We start from the raw sequence: 17,954 nt of genomic DNA on the forward strand, positions 1-17,954 counted from the left end.
TCAGGGCGAAGGAACCCGACGAAGTCGGGCCGGAAACGGAGCCGGGATTTTGCTTACTTTGATCCTTCAAAGTCAGTCGCCGAGGGGCGAAAAGGTGCCTTGAGTCGAACGCATATCTAACTGATCTCGCAAATCGCCGTATGACGCGGAGCGTCACAAAGAGGACGCAGAGCAGTCTAGAACTGCATGCCGAGCGTCTGGCCATAAAAAAAGCGGCTACCTCTCGATAGCCGCTTTTTCAGTGACCTCCAAACCACCTTACTTGGGCAGTTTGAACGCCATCACGTAGTCACCCTGTTTGGTGCCCAGTGAGCCGTGACCGCCGGCCACGACCAGCACGTATTGCTGACCGTCCTTGCCCGTGTAGGTCATCGGTGTGGTTTGCGCGCCTGCTGGCAGGCGGGCTTCCCACAGTTGCTTGCCGTTACGCACGTCATAAGCACGCAGGTACTGGTCAAGCGTGGCGCTCATGAACGCCAGGCCGCTGGCGGTGGTGAATGTACCCCCCAGGCTTGGAACACCCATGGTCAGCGGAATGGGGATCGGCGAGCTGTCACGCACGGTGCCGTTTTTGTGCATCCAGATGGTTTTCTGGTTGGTCAGATCGACCGCCGCCACATAACCCCATGCCGGTGCCTGACACGGCAGGCCCATCGGCGACAGCAGTGGTTCCAGAATCACGCCATACGGTGCGCCCTTGTTCGGCTGTACGCCTTCGGTTTCGCTCTTGCGGCCCGGGCCGCCTTCAACTTCGGCAGAAGGCACCAGCTTGGAGCGGAACGCCATGTAGTTCGGATTGACGAAGGCGATCTGGCGAACCGGATCGACAGAGATGCCGCCCCAGTCGAACACACCGAAGTTACCCGGATACACAATCGAACCCTGCAACGATGGCGGCGTAAACGGGCCGTCGTAACGCAGCGACTTGAAGTCGATCCGGCACATCATCTGGTCAAACGGTGTCACGCCCCACATGTCGCGCTCTTTAAGCGGCGGCGGCATGAAGTTCAGGTCGGACTTGGGCTGAGTCGGCGAAGTCCAGTCACCTGCGACAGCGCCCTGCGGAACCGGCACTTCGTTGACCGGCACGATAGGCTTGCCGGTGCTGCGATCCAGCACGTAGATGCTGCCCTGCTTGGTCGAGGCCAATACCGCAGGCTTCACGCCATCAGCGGTTTTCATGTCCAGCAGCGTCGGTTGACCGCCCACGTCCATGTCCCACAGGTCATGGTGAGTGAACTGGAAGTCCCAGCGTACACGGCCGGTCGCGATGTCCAGTGCAACCAGACCCGCGCTGTACTTCTCGGACTCCTTGGTACGGTTGCCGCCCCATTGGTCCGGCGTCTGATTGCCCATCGGCAGGTAGATCATGCCCAGCTTTTCATCGACGCTGAACATGGACCACATGTTCGGCGAATTGCGCGTGTAGATCTTGCCGTCGGCTATCGGAGCCGTTTCTTCCGGGTTGCCGCTGTCCCAGTTCCAGACCAGACGACCGGTGTGCACGTCGTACGCACGGATCACGCCGGACGGTTCGTCCATCGAAACGTTATCGGTCACGTGGCCGCCGATGATCACCAGGTCCTTGGTCACTGCGGGTGGCGAAGTGGAGTAGTAGCCGCCCGGTGCGAACGTGCCCATGTTGGCCGTCAGGTCAACCGAGCCCTTGTTGCCAAAGTCTTCGCACATCTTGCCGGTGTCGGCGTTCAGGGCGATCAGACGGGTATCGGCAGTCGGCAGAAAGATTCTGCGTGGGCAGACACTTGACGTGGCGCTGACTGCGGCCGGTGCTGCCGGGCTTTGCGCCGGAGCGCTGGCGGCATAGGCGGCGTCGTCGTGGTAAGTCACGCCACGGCAGGTCATATGCGCCCAACCCTTGAAGTTGGCCGCATTCTGAGTGCTGAGCTTAGGGTCAAAGCGCCAGATTTCCTTGCCTGAATCCGGATCAAGCGCGATCACCTGGCTGTGCGGTGTGCACACGTAAAGCATGCCGTTGACCTTGAGCGGGGTGTTCTCGGCAGTGGTTTCGCCCGGATCGTTCGGCCCTGGAATATCGCCCGTGCGATAGGTCCAGGCCGGTTGCAGCGTGTTGACGTTTTGCGGCGTGATTTGCGCCAGTGGCGAATAGCGATCGCCGAAAGCGGTACGCCCATAGGACTGCCAGTCGCCGTCAGGCATAGCCGGCGCGGTGTTGGTGGTGCCAGCAGTTTCGCGGTCCAGTTGACCTTCGATACGGCCAGGGTTGGTGAACTGGCTGGCCAGCGCGGCCAGACCGGCCAGCACCACAGCGATGCTCAGTGCGCCAGTGCCCATGCGCGCCGGGCCGTTGAGCAGCAGCGGCCGACGGAACCACGGCAGCAGCAATACGATGCCCAGTGCAAACCATAGCGCCAGACGCGGCACCAGTTGCCACCAGTCCAGGCCGACTTCCCACAACGACCATACCGTGCTTGCGAACAGCAGCAGCGCGTACAGACCCAGGGCAGCCGCACGCCCGGTCATCAGCAACACGCCTGTTACAGCGAAGCCGATACCGGCCAGCAGGTAATACAGCGAGCCGTCCAGTTGCAGCAGCCGGACGCCGCCGACCAGCAACGCCAGCCCCATCAGCAGGATCACCAGCCCGAGCAGGGTTGGCAACAGGCGATTTCTCTTTGAAGCACCGTCAGTGCTCATAATGCGAATCTCCGCAAGAAGTAAGTAGTTGATATCTTGTTTTCGTGTGCATCGCCGACCCTGGCAGCATTCCCTGAAGCTGTTTATTGAAACGAATCACCGACAGTCGAATTCAACGTCAAGCAGAACACGGTGCCCATTCAGCCCGGCCCGGTCATCAAGTCGTAGACCATTGCCGCCCGAATTCGTGCATAGGTGTCTGTTCAGCGGAGCGCCTTCGCAAGGGGGACCTGCAATCCTTTAAACGGGTAATGGTAGGGCGCTAACGATTTTTCTAAAAGCAATAAACATGACATGGATCATTGCCGGTTTCGCAACAGTGCATTAAGGCTTGTGGGTTTATGCACCCGCGACGCTTACAATGGCCGACGTTTTCGACTAGCCCGGCGCATCCCGTGCGCCTGTTTCTGGCTCATCTCTACTCATTTGCTTCAAGGTTCGTCATGACAACACCCAATCCCGACCCGCTGCACGGCGTCACCCTCGAGCAGATTCTCAGGGCTTTGATCGAGCACTACGAATGGTCCGGTCTGGCCGAGCGCATCGACATTCGCTGCTTCAAGAGCGACCCGAGCATCAAGTCCAGCCTGACCTTTCTGCGCAAGACGCCCTGGGCGCGCGAAAAAGTCGAAGCCCTCTACGTAAAGCTGCATCGCGGCAAGGGCTGGTAGTCCTTCTTCAATATTTTCAGCCCCGCCAGAAAAGCCCTGCATGGACGCCGGACCTCAAGGATACAGATCGATGCACAGCCAACAGCCGCAACATGCGCAGGGACAGCGCCTTTACGCCCTGATCGCCGCTTGCCTGGGCTGGTCGGGTCTGGTGATCCAGCTTTATCTGATTTTCATTGGCCGTTATGCCGACCACGCCAGCCTGCTCGGTGGGCTGGTGCGTTTTTTAAGCTTCTTTACCGTACTCACCAATACGCTAGTGGCGGTCGCGCTGAGCTGTGCCCTGACTGCGCGTCAGTCGGCAGGGCATCGGTTTTTTCGACAGCCCGCCGTGTGCGGCGGCATCGTGGTGAGCATCGCGCTGGTCGGCATCGCTTATAACGTGCTGCTGCGCCACCTGTGGCATCCGCAGGGCTGGCAATGGATTGCCGATGAGTTGCTGCACGATGTGATGCCTTTGGCGTTCATGCTGTACTGGTGGCTTTACGTGCCCAAAGGCAGGTTGCGCCTTGGCCATGTGCCGCTCTGGGCGATGTACCCGGTGGTCTATTTCGCCTACGTTCTGCTGCGCGGCAACATGCTCGGCGATTACATGTACCCTTTTATTGACGTCGGCACGATCGGTTTTGGCAGCGCACTTATCAATGCCTTGGGCGTGTTGCTGGGGTTTGTCCTGATTGCGCTGTTGCTGGTAGGGATTGATAAATGGGCGTCTCGTCGTAAGGTGTGAGCCGCCCGGTCATACCCATGCTTACTCTTCGGTGTCACCCAGCTTCCAGTAACCGGCAGTCTTGACGAAATCGTCTTCCAGGCCGAACTCATCAAGCAGCACACGGCGCACCTTGCGTGACAGCCCCGACTCGGTCGCGACCCACGCATACAGCTTGCCCTCGGGCATCTCCAGGCGACGAACGACGTCCACCAGGTTCTGCTCGCTGCGCACGATCCAGATTACATCGACCTGCGCTGCGCTCTCGAAGGTTTGCTGTTCCTGCTGATTGGCCACTTCGACCACCACCAGTGCAGCACGGTTGGCGGGCAGTGATTCCAGACGCCGAGCGATGGACGGGATGGCCGTTTCATCGCCGATCAGCAAATAGCTGTCGAACATGTCCGGCACCACCATTGAACCGCGCGGGCCGGCGATATGCAGAAACTGCCCCGGCTCTGCCTGAGCGGCCCAGGTGGCAGCCGGACCTTCGCCATGCAGGACAAAATCGATGTCCAGTTCGCCGCTGTTTTCGTCATAGCGGCGCGGGGTGTAATCGCGCATCGGCGGACGCGGCGCGTCTTTGTCGCTGGTGGCCGTCAACTCTTCCAGCGCAGCATGCTCTTGCGGCGTTTGCGGGAAGAACAGTTTGACGTGGTCGTCTGTCCCCAGACTGATAAAACCCGCCAGTTCCGGGCCTTGTAGCGTGATGCGGCGCATCAGTGGCGTTAGATCCGTGACCCGCACAACCTTCAATTTGCGGCGTTTGATTTCATGCATCACACGATGGATCGATTGTGGCGAATTCATACTGAAGCCTCCGATGCAGGTTGAGGCCCATCGACGACGGCCTTGGCAGTGGTGTTGAGCAACTCGCTGACCCGCAGGATTTCTTCCGGAGTCCAGCGGCCGTGATGCATCTGTAACGCGTGGCGAAGGTTATGCACGGCTTCATGAATTTCTGCCGGGCGATCATGGCCGCGCAGCGAGCGCTTGCTGACATCGATGCGCATCCGTACACCTTCCAGCGCAACTGCCTGATCCTGCAATGAGCTGCGACCTGCATCGGTCACGGTGTAGAGCTTTTTGCCTGCCTGGGCATCGCCGAGCACCATCTCGCTTTCTTCAAGAAAGGTCAGGGTCGGGTAGATAACACCTGGGCTTGGGCAATACGCGCCGTCGAACAGGCCTTCGATCTTGCGGATCAGGTCGTAGCCGTGGGACGGCTGTTCGGCGATCAGCGCCAACAGCAGCAATTTCAGATCGCCCGGAGCAAAGACCCGCGGGCCGCGTCCACCGCGCTCACGGCCCGGGCGTTTTTCAAAACCGTCGCGGTCTTCGCCTGCTTCGCGCAGGTGCGGCGGACGGTGATGGGGAGGATGTTTATCTTCACGCATGTTTTTCATCTCTGGTTACACGTTAGATATACCTTAAGATATATCCTAATCGTATTCACAGATCCGGCAGACGGGCGGTCATTACCGATCAGGCACCCGTGGGCGGATCGGCGAGCGGGGCATTGCACATCGCTTGCCCGTGGTTTTCCAGATACGGCGTGAGGATCGGTGCCATGCCTTTGAGCACCTGCACCGGCAACGCCGAGGTGAAGCGAAAGCCTTCGGCCGCGCGTCCCGGTACAAACGCAGTCAACGCGCCAAAGTGGTTGTCGCCGATATAAAACACAAAGGTCGCAGTGCGGTTGATCGCCCTGGAACTGAGAATACGGCCGCCCGCGCCGATGCTCTCGATGCGGTTATCGCCCGTGCCGGTCTTGCCGCCCATTGCCAGCACGCTGCCGTCCTGCATTTTGAAGGTGCCTTGCACACGCTTGGCGGTCCCGCCGTCCACCACTTGCGACAGCGCCTCACGCATCGCCGTGGCCACTTCGGACGGCAACACGCGCTGGCCCAGTTCAGGGTTGATGATCAGCTCAGTGTCATAGGGCGTATCAGCGGCAAAATGCAGGCTGTCGATGCGCACGGGCGGCAAGCGGATGCCGTCGTTCTGGATAATGCCGATCAGTTCGGCCAGCGCCGCCGGGCGATCACCCGAGCTGCCGATCGCGGTTGCCAGCGACGGCACCAGATGGTCGAACGGATAGCCCACGCGCTGCCAGCGCTGCTCGATATCCAGAAACGCCTCGACCTCCATCATGGTCCGCACGCGACTGTCGCGCGCGCCCTTGTGGCGACTCTTGAACAGCCAGCCATAGACTTCCTGACGCTCGAAACGGCTGGCTGCAGCAGCGTCTTTGAATTGCGCGTCCGGGTGCTTGAGCAGGTAGCCCACCAGCCACAGATCCAGCGGATGAACGCGCGCGATGTAGCCTTGGTCGGGCAGGTTGTAAGCCCCCGGTCCGTAGCTCTGGTACAGATCGGTCAGACGTTTGTCGGTCAGTGTCGAGGTTGCCTTGGGCTCTTCAAGATGAGCGCGAACAAACGTATTGAACGTCGCCTGGTCGGCCCCCGGCAGCAGGTAGCGATGCACGGCCGCCAGGCGAATCGCGGTCGGATGGATGCCGTCGAGAAAGGTATCGAGCCGTTCCTGCGTAGTCTTGTCCTTGTAACGTTTCCAGAAACGCAGCAAAAATACCGTGCCTTCACGGTCGGCAAACTGGCTCAGGTATTCCTGACGGCGTGGGTCGTCATCATCCTTGAGCAGCGCCGCACTATTGTTGGGGGCCTGATAGGTGCTGTAGCGCACCACGTCACGCATCAGACGAATAAACGGCAGGTTGATCGACTCACGCAGCGACTCGCGCAGGGTCGGAATACGCTCGTTATCCTCGCGCCGAAAATTATTGAAACGGTGCAGGCCGCCACCGGTGAAAAACGCTTCTGCGGGGCTTGCCGAATAGGTCCGGTCCAGTGCCGCCGAAAGCATTTTTGCCAAGTCGCGATCCTTGTTCAGCAGCAGATAATCCACCGCCCAACGGGTCAGCCGGTCGGGTTCCTCGACCGTGACTTTCCTCAACTCTGCCGTGCTCATGCCTGCGTAACGTCCATGCAGCTCGGCAATGATTTCCAGGTACGTGGTCAGCACACGCATCTTGGCCGTCGAGCCCAGCTCCAGCTTGCTGCCTTCATTGATGTCGAACGGCTGATCGGTACTGTCGGTCTGTACCCGGACGCGCGAGCCATCGACGCCGCGCTCGAACAGCGTGAAGCTGTAGCGCACCTGAGTGGTGCTGGCAGGCGTCAGCAAACGCTCGCCCAGCAAGCCGACTTTGGCGGCGAATTCAGGGTCAGCCAGATCGCGCAGGTACTGGCTGACACTGCGCTGCAAATCGCCGTGCAAGGTGCTGGTGGCCGAAAGGTCAAGACGGTCCAGGTCGTACAGCGGGCGATTGAGCAGGTTCGACAGCCGGGTGCGCGCCACGCTGATGCCCTTGTTGGTTTCGATCGGCTGAAGGGTCGGCTGCTGCGCCCAGTCGCGATAAGTCACTTTTGCGGCCAGCGCCGCCTCGGCTAACGGTGGGTCGATGATATTGGCCTGAGCCAGCAGGCGGATGTGGCTGTCGGTCAGCTCGGCGAGTTCAGTGCGGCCCTTGGCCAGATAATGCGACGGACGACGCTGGGCAATCACCAGCGACAACACTTCTCGCAGCGCCAGCGCCTTGTCGGCCAGCCCCTGTTGATCCGTGGGGCCGGACGCCAGCAACTGATTGGTCCTGGCGAAATCCACGCCAAACCAGACCCGCAACCCCTCAGCCAGACCATGCACCTCACCGTGGCCCGGCACCGCAGACAACGGCACGCTGTTCAGGTAATCACGCACCACCCGCTGGCGCACCGCAAGGGTCTCGGCCCCCGGTTGATAAGCGCGCACACTGGCGGAAATCATCTGCCGCAACTTCTCGGAACCAGACTGCGTCAGCCCGTCCGGTGAATGGCGGTATTTTTCCAGTTGCGTCGCCAACGTACTGCCGCCAGCCGACTGGCCGGGGAGGGCGAACATCTTCGCCACTTGCGACCACGCAGCTTTCACAAAACGGGGCCAGTCCACCGCCGGGTTGGCCAAGGGTTGCTGCGGATCGAGCAGGTCACGGTTCTCGATGAACAGCAGGCTGTGCACCAGCAGCGGCGGTACGCTGGCGAAGGTCGCATAAAACTGTTGCGGGTAGCGAAACTCATACAGCGGCGCGCCCCGGCAGTCGGTGATCGACAGGCCTGCCTGGGTTTTTTCCTCGTAAGGCACAAAAAAACCGTGCTGCACGTAGCGCATAAGATCCGGGGAAAATCGCGTCTGACGGGTGATCACGTAATCGCGTTTAAGCAGGCGCGGCAGAAACTCATCAAGCGATGAATAACCCAGGCGCTTGTCGAACGGCCCGTCACCGGGATACACCACCTCACTGCTCGGCCCCGGCTGCATCGAATAGCTCAGGCTCGCCGCAAACCGGCTGAATTCCCGCGCCTGCAGCCTTGAACTGCGGCTCTCCACCGTTATTGCAACACCCAGCGCAATGCAGGCCAGCACCACAATCACCCAGAACACCCGCCACCCGTATCGCTTGCGACGCGGACGCTTTGGCGTGCGTGGGTCATCCTGGCGGTCAGCTGACAGCGCTTCTTGCTTGCTATCGGAATGCCGAAATACGCCCATAGTTGATAGTCCGGTCATCCTGGCAACGCACCTGAACCAAGCTTAGACGCTGGGTGGGGATGTGGGGGATTTGTCTGGTGGTTTTCAGGATTGGCTGGGGCGGTGCCTGGACTGGCATGGCTAGTGTGCTTTTTTCGTCTAAGTTTTGCTGTTGACTGAAAAAGTCAGTCATAGATAAGCGTCTCAGATGCAGTTTCTAAAAAGCAGTTATTGAAATTATAAAATATTATTAGTTTTTTGTAGGACGTTTCCGATAATTGTTTCAGCCGCTTGATCTTGAATTCAACAGGTGATTACGTCCGATTTTGTCAGTGGCAATGATGCCCTGCGTAATTAATAACTACTATCGAGATCAACAAGATGAAAAACAAGAAAAGCAAGGCAGGTCGTGCGTTTGTGTCTGGACTGCTATTGGCGATGTCTTATCACGCCATGGCACAAGTAGAAGTAGCCCCTGTTGCCGGTCATCAACCAACGCCGCTGGAACAGGCTGTACAGAACCAAAGTCGCTCGACTCCTGTCGTGTTGTCGGACAAGATTCATCAGATCGACAATACTCTGGAGAATACCTCGGCAGTTCATCAGTACAATTTCACCGCTGTGCGCGGCCAGAATGTGCTGATTACAACGCCGGATTCAGATTACGACCAGAAATGGAGGTTGGAGTATCAGGTGGATGGCGGGGAGTGGCAGCCCAAGCGTCACTCATTCGCGGAGAGAATCGAAGGGCTCAATCCTGGTTCACAAGTCAATATACGTATTATTGCGACTGACGGTGCCAGGTTTGAGACTGCTGATTACAGCGTGGTGTTTGGCTCGTTTCCTCATATGCGCTATGAATTGAATCACGAGGAAGGCTTCAGGTTGATTCCATACGGTTTCACCAACCCCGCTTTTCTGGCGACTCAAGCCCTCACAGAGGCGATGCTGGAGGTTACGTTTACAGACAGCAAGGCTTTTCCGCTGGAGGGTGGTGTGTTTGATTTCGAACTCAATATCAAACATCACCAGGCTAACGGAAAATACACCTCGGACAGTTCGGGGAAAATCATGCATCGGGTAACCTTTAAACGCTGCGAGGGTGGATCGCTCGCTGATAATTTCACTCACCTGAGTGAAAATGGGCGAGAAACCTGGAGTACTCGCTACGAGCCAAAACAGTATTGGGCTAGAAATGTTCTCCCTGAACAGCTAGCTGATAAACCTCATGTTTACAATTTAGGACTAATCTGCAATCGCTGGTTAATCAACTGGTCAAGGAGCTGATTAAAAAAAACGCTCTGTCTGCTGTAAGTAATACAGAGCGTTTCCTGACTGTCAGGCCCTTGTATCGATCAAGTGTGTCGAATTTTTTTCTGCTTTTTCTTTGATCTGATTTATCCAGATTTCACTAGGGTCGTCTTTTTTGCTAAGTGCTATTTTTCCAAGATCGATAATATTTTTAAAGTTTAGTAGGTCAAGTTTGTAGGTTCCTTTGAACGTGTCTGTGTCATGATCAGCCAGCGTCATGAGGATTTTGGCATGCGTGAGCGCAGCATCCTTGAGTTGGGTTTTTTGGTTGATGGCATCTGATAAGTACTTGATTTCATTCGTGCCTAATTTATCGTCCAGGTCAATTATTTTAAGCTCGGCATCATCCCCTACTGTATAGCTAAAGTTTTTTCCCGCCAGATCGGGCCGCAAGTCAACAAGCTCTGCTCTCAGCTTTTGATAACAGCTTGACTGTATTCTTGACATGAGTATTGCATCCGCATTCAGGTTTTCTAGATAACGCTCCTTTGTCATCGGGCGAATGACTTTCTTGGTCGGATCTTTATCGTCCGTATGGTTGGAGGTAAATTGCAGCCATGGCTCTTCCACGCGCGTGTAGAAAGCATTTGCAAACTCTTCTTTTTCACTCAGTTTCGGTTTGGCCTCAGGCGATAGTGTTAGTGGTTCCCTGTGGAGGGGTTTCGAGGGGCGCGACGGAGAAAGTATAAAGTCAGAAGTAATAGTGCTAATGTGCATTTTCTGCTCCTTGCTGAATGAATGTGTCTTTCTTGTTATCGGTGAATGGGCTGGATACTTGGGCTGATAAAGCTGTGGGAAAATTCCTGGTCACAGGCTTTGTGTGATCTGCGTCACAAACCAATGGCATGCCACTGGTTATTCCGAGCGAAATATCAATGACCTGTATTTGCATTCATCAAGCGTGCACATCAACCAGAGATTTTGGTTCTTCCTCACGCTTCGGCGCATTGCGCTCGATCTGGTAGATAATCGTGTCCATGAAATTGCCAATATGATTGCGGCTGAAGATCTGTCCGTAGTCGATGACCTTGCTGTAACTCTCCAGATTGAGGGTGTGCCGGTTATCGAATTTTTCGGTGTAATGGTCGAGCAGCGTCATCACAATTTTTGCGTGCGCACGCAGATCCTCTTTCAGTTGTTGGCGTTCGTTCAGCTTCTCGGTCAGGTACGTGAACTCTGCCGGGGTGAGCACCTCGTCCGGGTCGGTCACCTGAATGTCCTGATTAAAGCCCAGCGTGAAGCCGAAATGCTTTTTTGACAGATCCGTATTAAGGTAAAAAAGCTGCTGCTTGAAATCGTGGAAATTGTCGTACATACGACATATGGTTTCGTCAAAGGCTTTAATGTAGTTTCCCAGATACTCGCCTCGGATATCTTTTGCTTCCTTCTCAGACATTTTCTCTAAAATAGCGCGTCCTGCCTCCGACTTTTTGTAGCCGGCAAACCAGGGCGTTTCCTTGGTGGTATAGAATTCAGCGTTAGGGTCACGCGCTTTATCATGTGCCACAGGGATCTTGATCGGCAGAGCAGCAGATGAATTGAGGGGGGGCGGGCACTAAGAGAGTGCGCTGTTGATTCTGTAATGAACAAGCCAAGGGGTTGATATTCATGCTAGGCGCTCTTTGGTGTTAGTGATAGCTATCTAACGGCAGGCCTTTGCAAAACTTTGCCTGATAAGCGTGTAGGATTTTTCCTAGACTGTAGGTGGTGGTTATTTTTGTAGGAGATTTCCTTAATTTCAATATGATGGTTGACTCAGTGTCCAACGCTCTATTACGTCGATTTTGTCAGTGGCAACCTGCCTCTGCATAATCTGCGAGAATATCTATGAATATTTATGGGAAAAAATGTGTTGGTTTTTGCTTGTTGTCTATCTTCGTGATGATGGCATCGACTTCCGGCGCTCACGCCAGTACAGGTACTGAGGGCCAGGTCGGTGCACCCAGTAATGAAACCAACGAAGCCGTTGCGGCTGAAGCTGTTCAAGAGGTTTCCGAACCAAGATTCACCGTCATGCTGGATAAGCTGCACTCGGTAGCAGATACATTGACAGTTAAACATCCTGTTCACTACTACGGTTTTGTGTCGCATCGTGGTCAAGATGTACTTCTCTATGCGCCTGTTGGTGACCCGGTCACTAACGAGTGGAAGACCGAGTATTACGAAAATGGTGAATGGGTTGCTCAAACACTCAACACCAAGATTTTTAAAGATCTGGCTCCCGAGGCGGAGGTGATTGTCAGAATCACGCCAAGAAACCCGTTATTAGGGAGTACTCTCCCATACACCGTTAGATTTGGTTCTTACCCTGTTCTAAAAAGCTACGAGCTGCTTGACGAGCCGGGTGTGATAAGGATTCCAAGTGGGTATACCAATCCTGACTGGTTGGCCACCCAGATTTATAAAGAGGCTGTTTTGAGGCGAGATTTACCGACACTAAAGGCTCACCCTTGGAAGGCGGTATGGCGATTCTTGATCTGAGCTTTGGTCAACAAGAACCTTCAATTGAGCACATTGCAATCAGCGACTCTAACGGTTATGCCTCTCAGCGTATCGAGTTCGGACGCTGCTACGGAGGCGTGGAGGCCCAAGACTTTGTGCACAAACAAAGAGGTTTCAATACATGGAGGAGTCACTATAAAGTTGCTGGCTATACCGTGCATAATTTTTCGTTGGGGCCAATGACAGAGACCCCTCGTATCTTCTTCATGGGGCATATTTGCACACAGACCGTTGTGCGAACTGTTGCTCCTCGCGGTTAATAGTTGCTCCTCGCGGTTAATATTTAGCTCAGTCTGGCGAGTCGATTGTCTCGCCAGACTGATTCTCATACCGCCACAGAAATATACGAAAAATCTCGTTTCTCAGCATTACTCTGGACTTGCTGTATCCATTCGTCCTGCATTTTTTGCACGCTGGTGCTCATGATCTTGCCATAGTCGATCACGTCCTGAAAATTACTGATATCCAGTTTGTATCGACCACCAAATGTTTCATGATCGTGGTCTACCAAGGTCATGACCGTCTTCGCGTGCTGCTGTATTTGCTCTTTGAACTCTCTGAACCCGTTGATGGCATGGGTAAGCACTGATTTATCGTTTTCGGTCAGGCTGTTATCGTAGTCAATTATCTTGATGGATGCGCTTTCGTTCAGCGTAAAACCAAATTTCTTACCTGCGATTTCAGGGTGGGTTTCTTGCAGGTCTTTACGAAAGCTGTCGTAGGTGACATTGATCAAAGCAAGTTCCAGTACGTCAACTATTTTTTTATGAGCCACGTAGTCAATCCGATTTGTAATGTGCTCGTTGATAGACTCCAGCAACCACGGTTCTTTCTGATATTCATAAAATACAGGTTCATCCGTATTTTTTGCTTCGGATGTAATGGCCTTTTCCAGACCCGCATCTTCTGTCGGATCGCCATTCTTTGTGCCAGGTATCAGCGCTGTCTGTTGCAAGGAGTTTGCCTGGTTCGGAATTCCAATAATGTTCAAAATACTGCCCTCCATTAGGTCTCATAACGGATAGCGGCCAGGCGCTGAAAAACTTGGCCTGATAAACCAGTAGGAAATTTCCGAGAGGGCGTGCAAATGTGACGCTGTTCTCAAGTAATCAACAGGCGGGGCGACTTACCCAAGCGTTTATTCAACTCCAGCCCATTGGCCATCAGCATCATCAAACCCAGCCCGACAATCGCGGTAGCGACCTGCATTGGCCGGGTATCGCCGGCCAGCGCATTTGCCATGTCTGCCAGTGGCGCAAGCAGTACGCCCAGGCAGAAGACTTCCAGCGAATAACGGCCCATGCGACAGGTCTGGCGGGCGGGCCAGTTATCGAGCCAGGTGCTTGAGGTTGGCAACAACCGGGCAACCACGTAGACCAGAGCGAGGAAGTGCAGCAGGCGCGCGGGTGCCAGGTCGGTTTTGCTGATGGGGTACAGGGCGTCGAGGTACAGGGTCGAGACCAGCGCGGTGTGCAGGTCGGACCATTTTTCGCTGAAGGTCAGCATGCCTGCGATCAGCACGTAGACGGCTGCCATCAGGAACAACGGTTGTTGGCGAAACGGAGGGGTTTGGGCTGGTGTGGCGGTTTCGCTGCGCAATGCGCAGGCACCGCCGAGGATGAACAGCAACTGCCAGGCCACCGGGTTGAAGTACCACACGCCACCGCCTTCGTAGGCGCGCAGGTTCCAGCCGAACAAAGGCACCATCAGGTACAGGGCTATCGACAGGCCGACCGCCACTTCCAGCTTGCGCAGCATCAACGGCAAGGTGAGGGGCAAGGTCAGCAGCAGGACGATGTACAGCGGCAACGGATCGGTCAGGTTGGGCTTGAAACGCAGCAGCAGTTCATCGGCCAATGCCTGTTGCGGGTTGCCGACGAAGTATTCAAGGCCCATCTGCTGGACCATGTCGCGGGTTTCGACATGGTTGTTGGCGACGAAGACGATGCCCATCAGCAAGGTCAGCAGAAAGATATGCACCACATACAGTACCCAGGTGCGGCGCAGGATCCGCACGCCGGCCACCAGCATGCCGTCGCGACGCGCAATGCGCCCGTAGGCCAGGATCGATGCGTAGCCGGCGAGAAAAACAAAGATTTCTGCTGCGTCGCTGAAACCGAAGTTACGCACGGTCAGTTGCGCCAGAGGATTGTCCGGCACGTGATCCCAGAATATGAAGATCAGCGCCAGGCCGCGAAAGAAGTCGATTCGATGATCGCGTCCGTTATTCATAACGGTGGACTCTTGAAAGTGCTAATGAGTAAAGATCGGCCACAGGTGCTTAGGTTCCAGGCCAGCGACCAGTGACGCTCGGCGGCGCGGCAGGGTGGCGTTTTCGGGCGGCAATTGCAAAGGCGCGGTATTACCGGATGTCTCTGATGCGCTGATCCAAGGGGTTCGCAGGCCGACAGCAGCCCCATCCGGATGTGCGATCAAGCTCGGCAATGTCAGCAATCAACAGCAATCATTCTCATCTTCTATTGTGTTACTGTATAACGATTGAGGCTCACTAACGGAGAGATGACCATGAAACCCGATATCCATCCCGCTTACCGCACCGTACTGTTCCACGACACCGCTGCCGATGCCTATTTTCTGATCGGCTCCACCGTGGACACCGACCGCACGCAGCAACACACCGACGGCACGACCTACCCTTATGTCGCGCTCGACGTGTCCAGCGCCTCGCACCCGATGTACACCGGGCAGCAGCGCAAGACCACCACCGAAGGCCGGATCGCCGGTTTCAACAAGCGTTTCGCCAGCTTCGGCTCTGGCAGCAATAAAGAAACCGCTGCAACGCAATGAGCTGTCTGACTTCCCGGTGGTGGGCGTTTCAGGTGAATCGCCCACCACCGGGATTTTTTTGCCTGCAATTGGGCGGTGCGGCCAATCATCTACTGGACTAACGGCCGGAATTGCTTTTATCTTCGCGGCCTGAAAAACAGGAGTAGCCGCTTTGAAAAAGTCAGTCGCCATCGTTTTCGGTGGGCAATCCAGCGAGCATGAGGTTTCGTTGCAGTCTGCGCGCAACGTGATCAATGCGATTGATCGTGAAAGCTATGCATTGACGCTGATCGGCGTCGACAAGCTGGGCCGTTGGCTGCGCTTCGACGAGGCCGATTACCTGCTCAATGCCAATGACCCTGCGCGGATCAAGCTGAGCGGTTCAGGCAAGCAGTTGTCGTTGCTGCCCGGCAGTGTGGGCGGGCAGTTTGTCGAGGTCGAGTCGGGCAAGCCGCTGGCGGCCATCGATGTGGTCTTTCCGCTGATCCACGGCGCGTTCGGCGAAGACGGCGCGTTGCAAGGCCTGTTGCGTATGCTGGCTGTTCCTTTCGTGGGCGCCGACGTGCTCGCTTCTGCGGCGTGCATGGACAAGGACGTGACCAAGCGCCTGTTGCGTGATGCCGGCATTGCCGTTGCGCCGTTTATGGTGCTGAACCGTGGCGAAAGCCTTTCGTTCGCGCAGGCGGCTGCGCAGTTGAGCCTGCCGATGTTCGTCAAACCTGCCAATCAGGGGTCATCGGTGGGTGTCAGCAAAGTATCTGACGAGGCGGGTTTCGCTGCGGCACTGGCGTTGGGTTTCGAGTTCGATCACAAGCTGCTGATCGAGCAGGGCATCGTCGGCAGGGAAGTGGAATGCGCCGTGCTGGGCAATGATGAGGCGCAAGTCAGTGTTTGCGGTGAAGTCGTCGCCAACGACGAATTCTATGCCTACGACACCAAGTACCTGAACGGTGATCAGGCGCGCATCGCCATACCCGCCGAGCTGCCTGCCGACCTGAGCGATCAGGTGCGTGACGTTGCGCTACAGGCTTACAAAGTGCTGGGTTGCGCGGGGCTGTCACGGGTCGACTTTTTCGTCACCGAGGCGCGTGAAATCATCATCAACGAGGTCAACACGCTTCCCGGCTTCACCTCGATCAGCATGTACCCCAAGCTCTGGCAGGCCAGCGGTCTGAGCTATGCCGAACTGATCCATCGCCTGATCGTTCTGGCTCTGGAGCGTGCAGACGAAGCGCGCCTGCTGAAAAGGGACATTTTTGCATGAAGGTCATCAGCATTGCGGCAGCGTTGCTGATCGGCGCAGATGGCCGAACGTTACTGGTGCGCAAGCGCGGCACTCAGGCATTCATGCAGCCGGGCGGCAAGATCGAGCCTGGCGAGCCCGCACCGCTGGCGCTTGCCAGAGAGCTTGAAGAAGAGCTCGGGCTGGTCATTGACCCGCAACAGGCAACGTTTCTGGGCGAGTTCGCAGCACCGGCGGCCAACGAGCCGGGGTTTGAGGTACGCTGCCAATTATATGAAGTCAGGACCGACGCCGACGTGTTGCCCGCCGCCGAGATCGAAGAAGTGATCTGGGTGAGCGCAGACGGCCATGCCGATCTGCATCTGGCGCCTTTGACCCGTGATCTGATCCTGCCTCTGTACCGCCAGCGGCAGGCCTCAGCGAACTGAAACAGGCGTCGTCCCGCACATGGTGCGGGACGACGCTTTCTGCGAGCGACTTCTTAGCGGACCACGCTCACACCGTCCAGCGTCGAGAACGACGTGTCCTTGGCGGTCAACAGAAAGTCGCGCATGTACGGTGCGTCGAGCATGTCGGCGCGAATGCCGGCATACAGGGTCGCAAAAAGTCCTTTCTCGCCCAGCCGTTTGGCCTTCACATAGCCGCGTGAGCTGTATTCATGCAGCGCCCAATGCGGCATGCCGCACACGCCACGGCCGCTGGCGACCAGTTGCATCATCATCACTGTCAGCTCCGAGGTCCTCACCTGTGCGGGCTCGATGTCGGCGGGCTCCAGAAAACGGGTGAAAATGTCCAGCCGGTCGCGCTCCACCGGGTAGGTGATCAGCGTTTCAGGGAGCAAGTCCTCTGGAACGATGTACGGCTTGCTCGCCAATGCATGCTGATTGGCCACCGCCAGCATCGCTTCATACGTGAACAGCGGCACATAAGTGATACCGGGCAATTCCAGCGGATCGGACGTCACCACCAGGTCCAGATCGCCACGCGCCAGCGCAGGCAGCGGCGCAAACGAGAAGCCGGAAGACAGGTCCAGTTCGACCTCGGGCCAGGCGTCACGGAACTGGTCGATGGTTGGCATCAGCCACTGAAAGCAGCTGTGGCACTCGATCGCCATGTGCAGCCGTCCCGCCGTGCCGCCCGCCAGACGGGCGATGTCGCGCTCGGCACTGCGCAGTTGCGGCAGCATCGAGTCCGCCAGTTGCAGCAGGCGCAAACCGGCGCTGGTGAAGCGCACCGGCTTGGTCTTGCGCACAAACAGTGGCATGCCCATGCGCTCTTCCAGCTCTTTGAACTGATGGGACAGCGCCGACTGCGTCAGGTGCAGGCGTTCAGCGGCATCCACAAGGCTGTCGGCCTCGCGCAGGGCGTGCAAGGTTTTGAGGTGGCGTATTTCAAGCACCGTCAGCGCTCCATGAATAAAATTTGTGACCATCACGAAAACAATGAGTTTGTCTCATGTTGGGTTGGCTGT

The 17,954-nt window shown here is 56.4% G+C and carries 15 protein-coding genes and 1 pseudogene; 7 read left to right on the plus strand and 9 right to left on the minus strand.

Annotated features, from left to right (window positions below; translation table 11 throughout):
- Nucleotides 1–258: 258 nt before the first annotated feature.
- Nucleotides 259–2,676, minus strand: a complete 2,418-nt coding sequence (locus QRN38_RS10365; RefSeq protein WP_057418186.1) for a glucose/quinate/shikimate family membrane-bound PQQ-dependent dehydrogenase — start codon at nt 2,674–2,676, stop codon at nt 259–261.
- Between the two features lie 443 nt (nt 2,677–3,119).
- Here QRN38_RS10365 and QRN38_RS10370 point away from each other — a divergent pair, with 443 nt between their 5' ends.
- On the plus strand, nt 3,120–3,347 hold the full coding sequence (locus tag QRN38_RS10370; RefSeq protein WP_005764789.1) for a VF530 family protein: 228 nt from the start codon (nt 3,120–3,122) through the stop codon (nt 3,345–3,347).
- Between the two features lie 70 nt (nt 3,348–3,417).
- Nucleotides 3,418–4,077: a Pr6Pr family membrane protein gene (locus QRN38_RS10375; RefSeq protein ID WP_005764790.1), complete on the plus strand. Its 660-nt coding sequence runs from the start codon at nt 3,418–3,420 to the stop codon at nt 4,075–4,077.
- A gap of 21 nt (nt 4,078–4,098) precedes the next feature.
- On the opposite strand, the gene QRN38_RS10380 is transcribed toward QRN38_RS10375, so the two are convergent.
- The 3 genes from QRN38_RS10380 to QRN38_RS10390 all read right to left on the minus strand — a co-directional run bounded on the left by QRN38_RS10380 (nt 4,099) and on the right by QRN38_RS10390 (nt 8,661).
- Entirely contained in the window at nt 4,099–4,866 is a 768-nt protein-coding gene (locus tag QRN38_RS10380; RefSeq protein ID WP_057415766.1) for a siderophore-interacting protein, read from the minus strand.
- Entirely contained in the window at nt 4,863–5,462 is a 600-nt protein-coding gene (locus tag QRN38_RS10385; RefSeq protein WP_005764792.1) for a PadR family transcriptional regulator, read from the minus strand. Before QRN38_RS10385 ends, QRN38_RS10380 begins: the two co-directional genes overlap by 4 nt.
- 79 nt (nt 5,463–5,541) lie before the next feature.
- On the minus strand, nt 5,542–8,661 hold the full coding sequence (locus QRN38_RS10390; protein WP_054090407.1) for a transglycosylase domain-containing protein: 3,120 nt from the start codon (nt 8,659–8,661) through the stop codon (nt 5,542–5,544).
- 360 nt (nt 8,662–9,021) lie between these two features.
- Here QRN38_RS10390 and QRN38_RS10395 point away from each other — a divergent pair, with 360 nt between their 5' ends.
- Complete coding sequence (locus tag QRN38_RS10395; protein WP_057418185.1) at nt 9,022–9,927, plus strand: hypothetical protein; 906 nt, start codon at nt 9,022–9,024, stop codon at nt 9,925–9,927.
- A gap of 51 nt (nt 9,928–9,978) precedes the next feature.
- Here QRN38_RS10395 and QRN38_RS10400 read toward each other — a convergent pair whose 3' ends face one another.
- Together QRN38_RS10400 and QRN38_RS10405 are read right to left on the minus strand one after the other, a co-directional pair.
- Nucleotides 9,979–10,668 carry a hypothetical protein gene (locus tag QRN38_RS10400; protein WP_057418184.1) on the minus strand — a complete coding sequence of 230 codons (690 nt, stop codon included), beginning with the start codon at nt 10,666–10,668 and terminating at the stop codon, nt 9,979–9,981.
- Nucleotides 10,669–10,846: 178 nt separating this feature from the next.
- A complete protein-coding gene (locus QRN38_RS10405) occupies nt 10,847–11,458 on the minus strand; it encodes a hypothetical protein (RefSeq protein WP_235814656.1) in 612 nt (203 codons plus the stop codon).
- 506 nt (nt 11,459–11,964) lie between these two features.
- Between QRN38_RS10405 and QRN38_RS10410 the strand changes: the two are divergent.
- Nucleotides 11,965–12,713 (plus strand): annotated as a pseudogene (locus QRN38_RS10410) (hypothetical protein).
- 65 nt (nt 12,714–12,778) lie between these two features.
- On the opposite strand, the gene QRN38_RS10415 reads toward QRN38_RS10410, so the two are convergent.
- On the minus strand, nt 12,779–13,459 hold the full coding sequence (locus tag QRN38_RS10415) for a hypothetical protein (protein WP_057418183.1): 681 nt from the start codon (nt 13,457–13,459) through the stop codon (nt 12,779–12,781).
- 95 nt (nt 13,460–13,554) lie between these two features.
- On the minus strand, nt 13,555–14,685 hold the full coding sequence (locus tag QRN38_RS10420; RefSeq protein WP_011104899.1) for an OpgC domain-containing protein: 1,131 nt from the start codon (nt 14,683–14,685) through the stop codon (nt 13,555–13,557).
- A 294-nt stretch (nt 14,686–14,979) separates the two neighbouring features.
- Here QRN38_RS10420 and QRN38_RS10425 point away from each other — a divergent pair, with 294 nt between their 5' ends.
- From QRN38_RS10425 to QRN38_RS10435, 3 genes are all read left to right on the plus strand, one after another.
- Nucleotides 14,980–15,261, plus strand: a complete 282-nt coding sequence (locus QRN38_RS10425; protein WP_005764807.1) for a type B 50S ribosomal protein L31 — start codon at nt 14,980–14,982, stop codon at nt 15,259–15,261.
- 151 nt (nt 15,262–15,412) lie between these two features.
- Complete coding sequence (gene ddlA, locus QRN38_RS10430) at nt 15,413–16,504, plus strand: D-alanine--D-alanine ligase (RefSeq protein WP_044390630.1); 1,092 nt, start codon at nt 15,413–15,415, stop codon at nt 16,502–16,504.
- Entirely contained in the window at nt 16,501–16,911 is a 411-nt protein-coding gene (locus QRN38_RS10435; RefSeq protein ID WP_057418182.1) for an NUDIX hydrolase, read from the plus strand. The genes ddlA and QRN38_RS10435 overlap by 4 nt, the downstream gene beginning before the upstream one ends.
- 53 nt (nt 16,912–16,964) lie before the next feature.
- Here the strand turns inward: QRN38_RS10435 and metR are convergent, their stop codons facing one another.
- Nucleotides 16,965–17,882, minus strand: a complete 918-nt coding sequence (gene metR / locus QRN38_RS10440; RefSeq protein WP_005764812.1) for a transcriptional regulator MetR — start codon at nt 17,880–17,882, stop codon at nt 16,965–16,967.
- Nucleotides 17,883–17,954: the final 72 nt, after the last annotated feature.

It is taken from the genome of Pseudomonas sp. CFBP2511, assembly GCF_030209255.1.
Classification (GTDB): domain Bacteria; phylum Pseudomonadota; class Gammaproteobacteria; order Pseudomonadales; family Pseudomonadaceae; genus Aquipseudomonas; species Aquipseudomonas avellanae.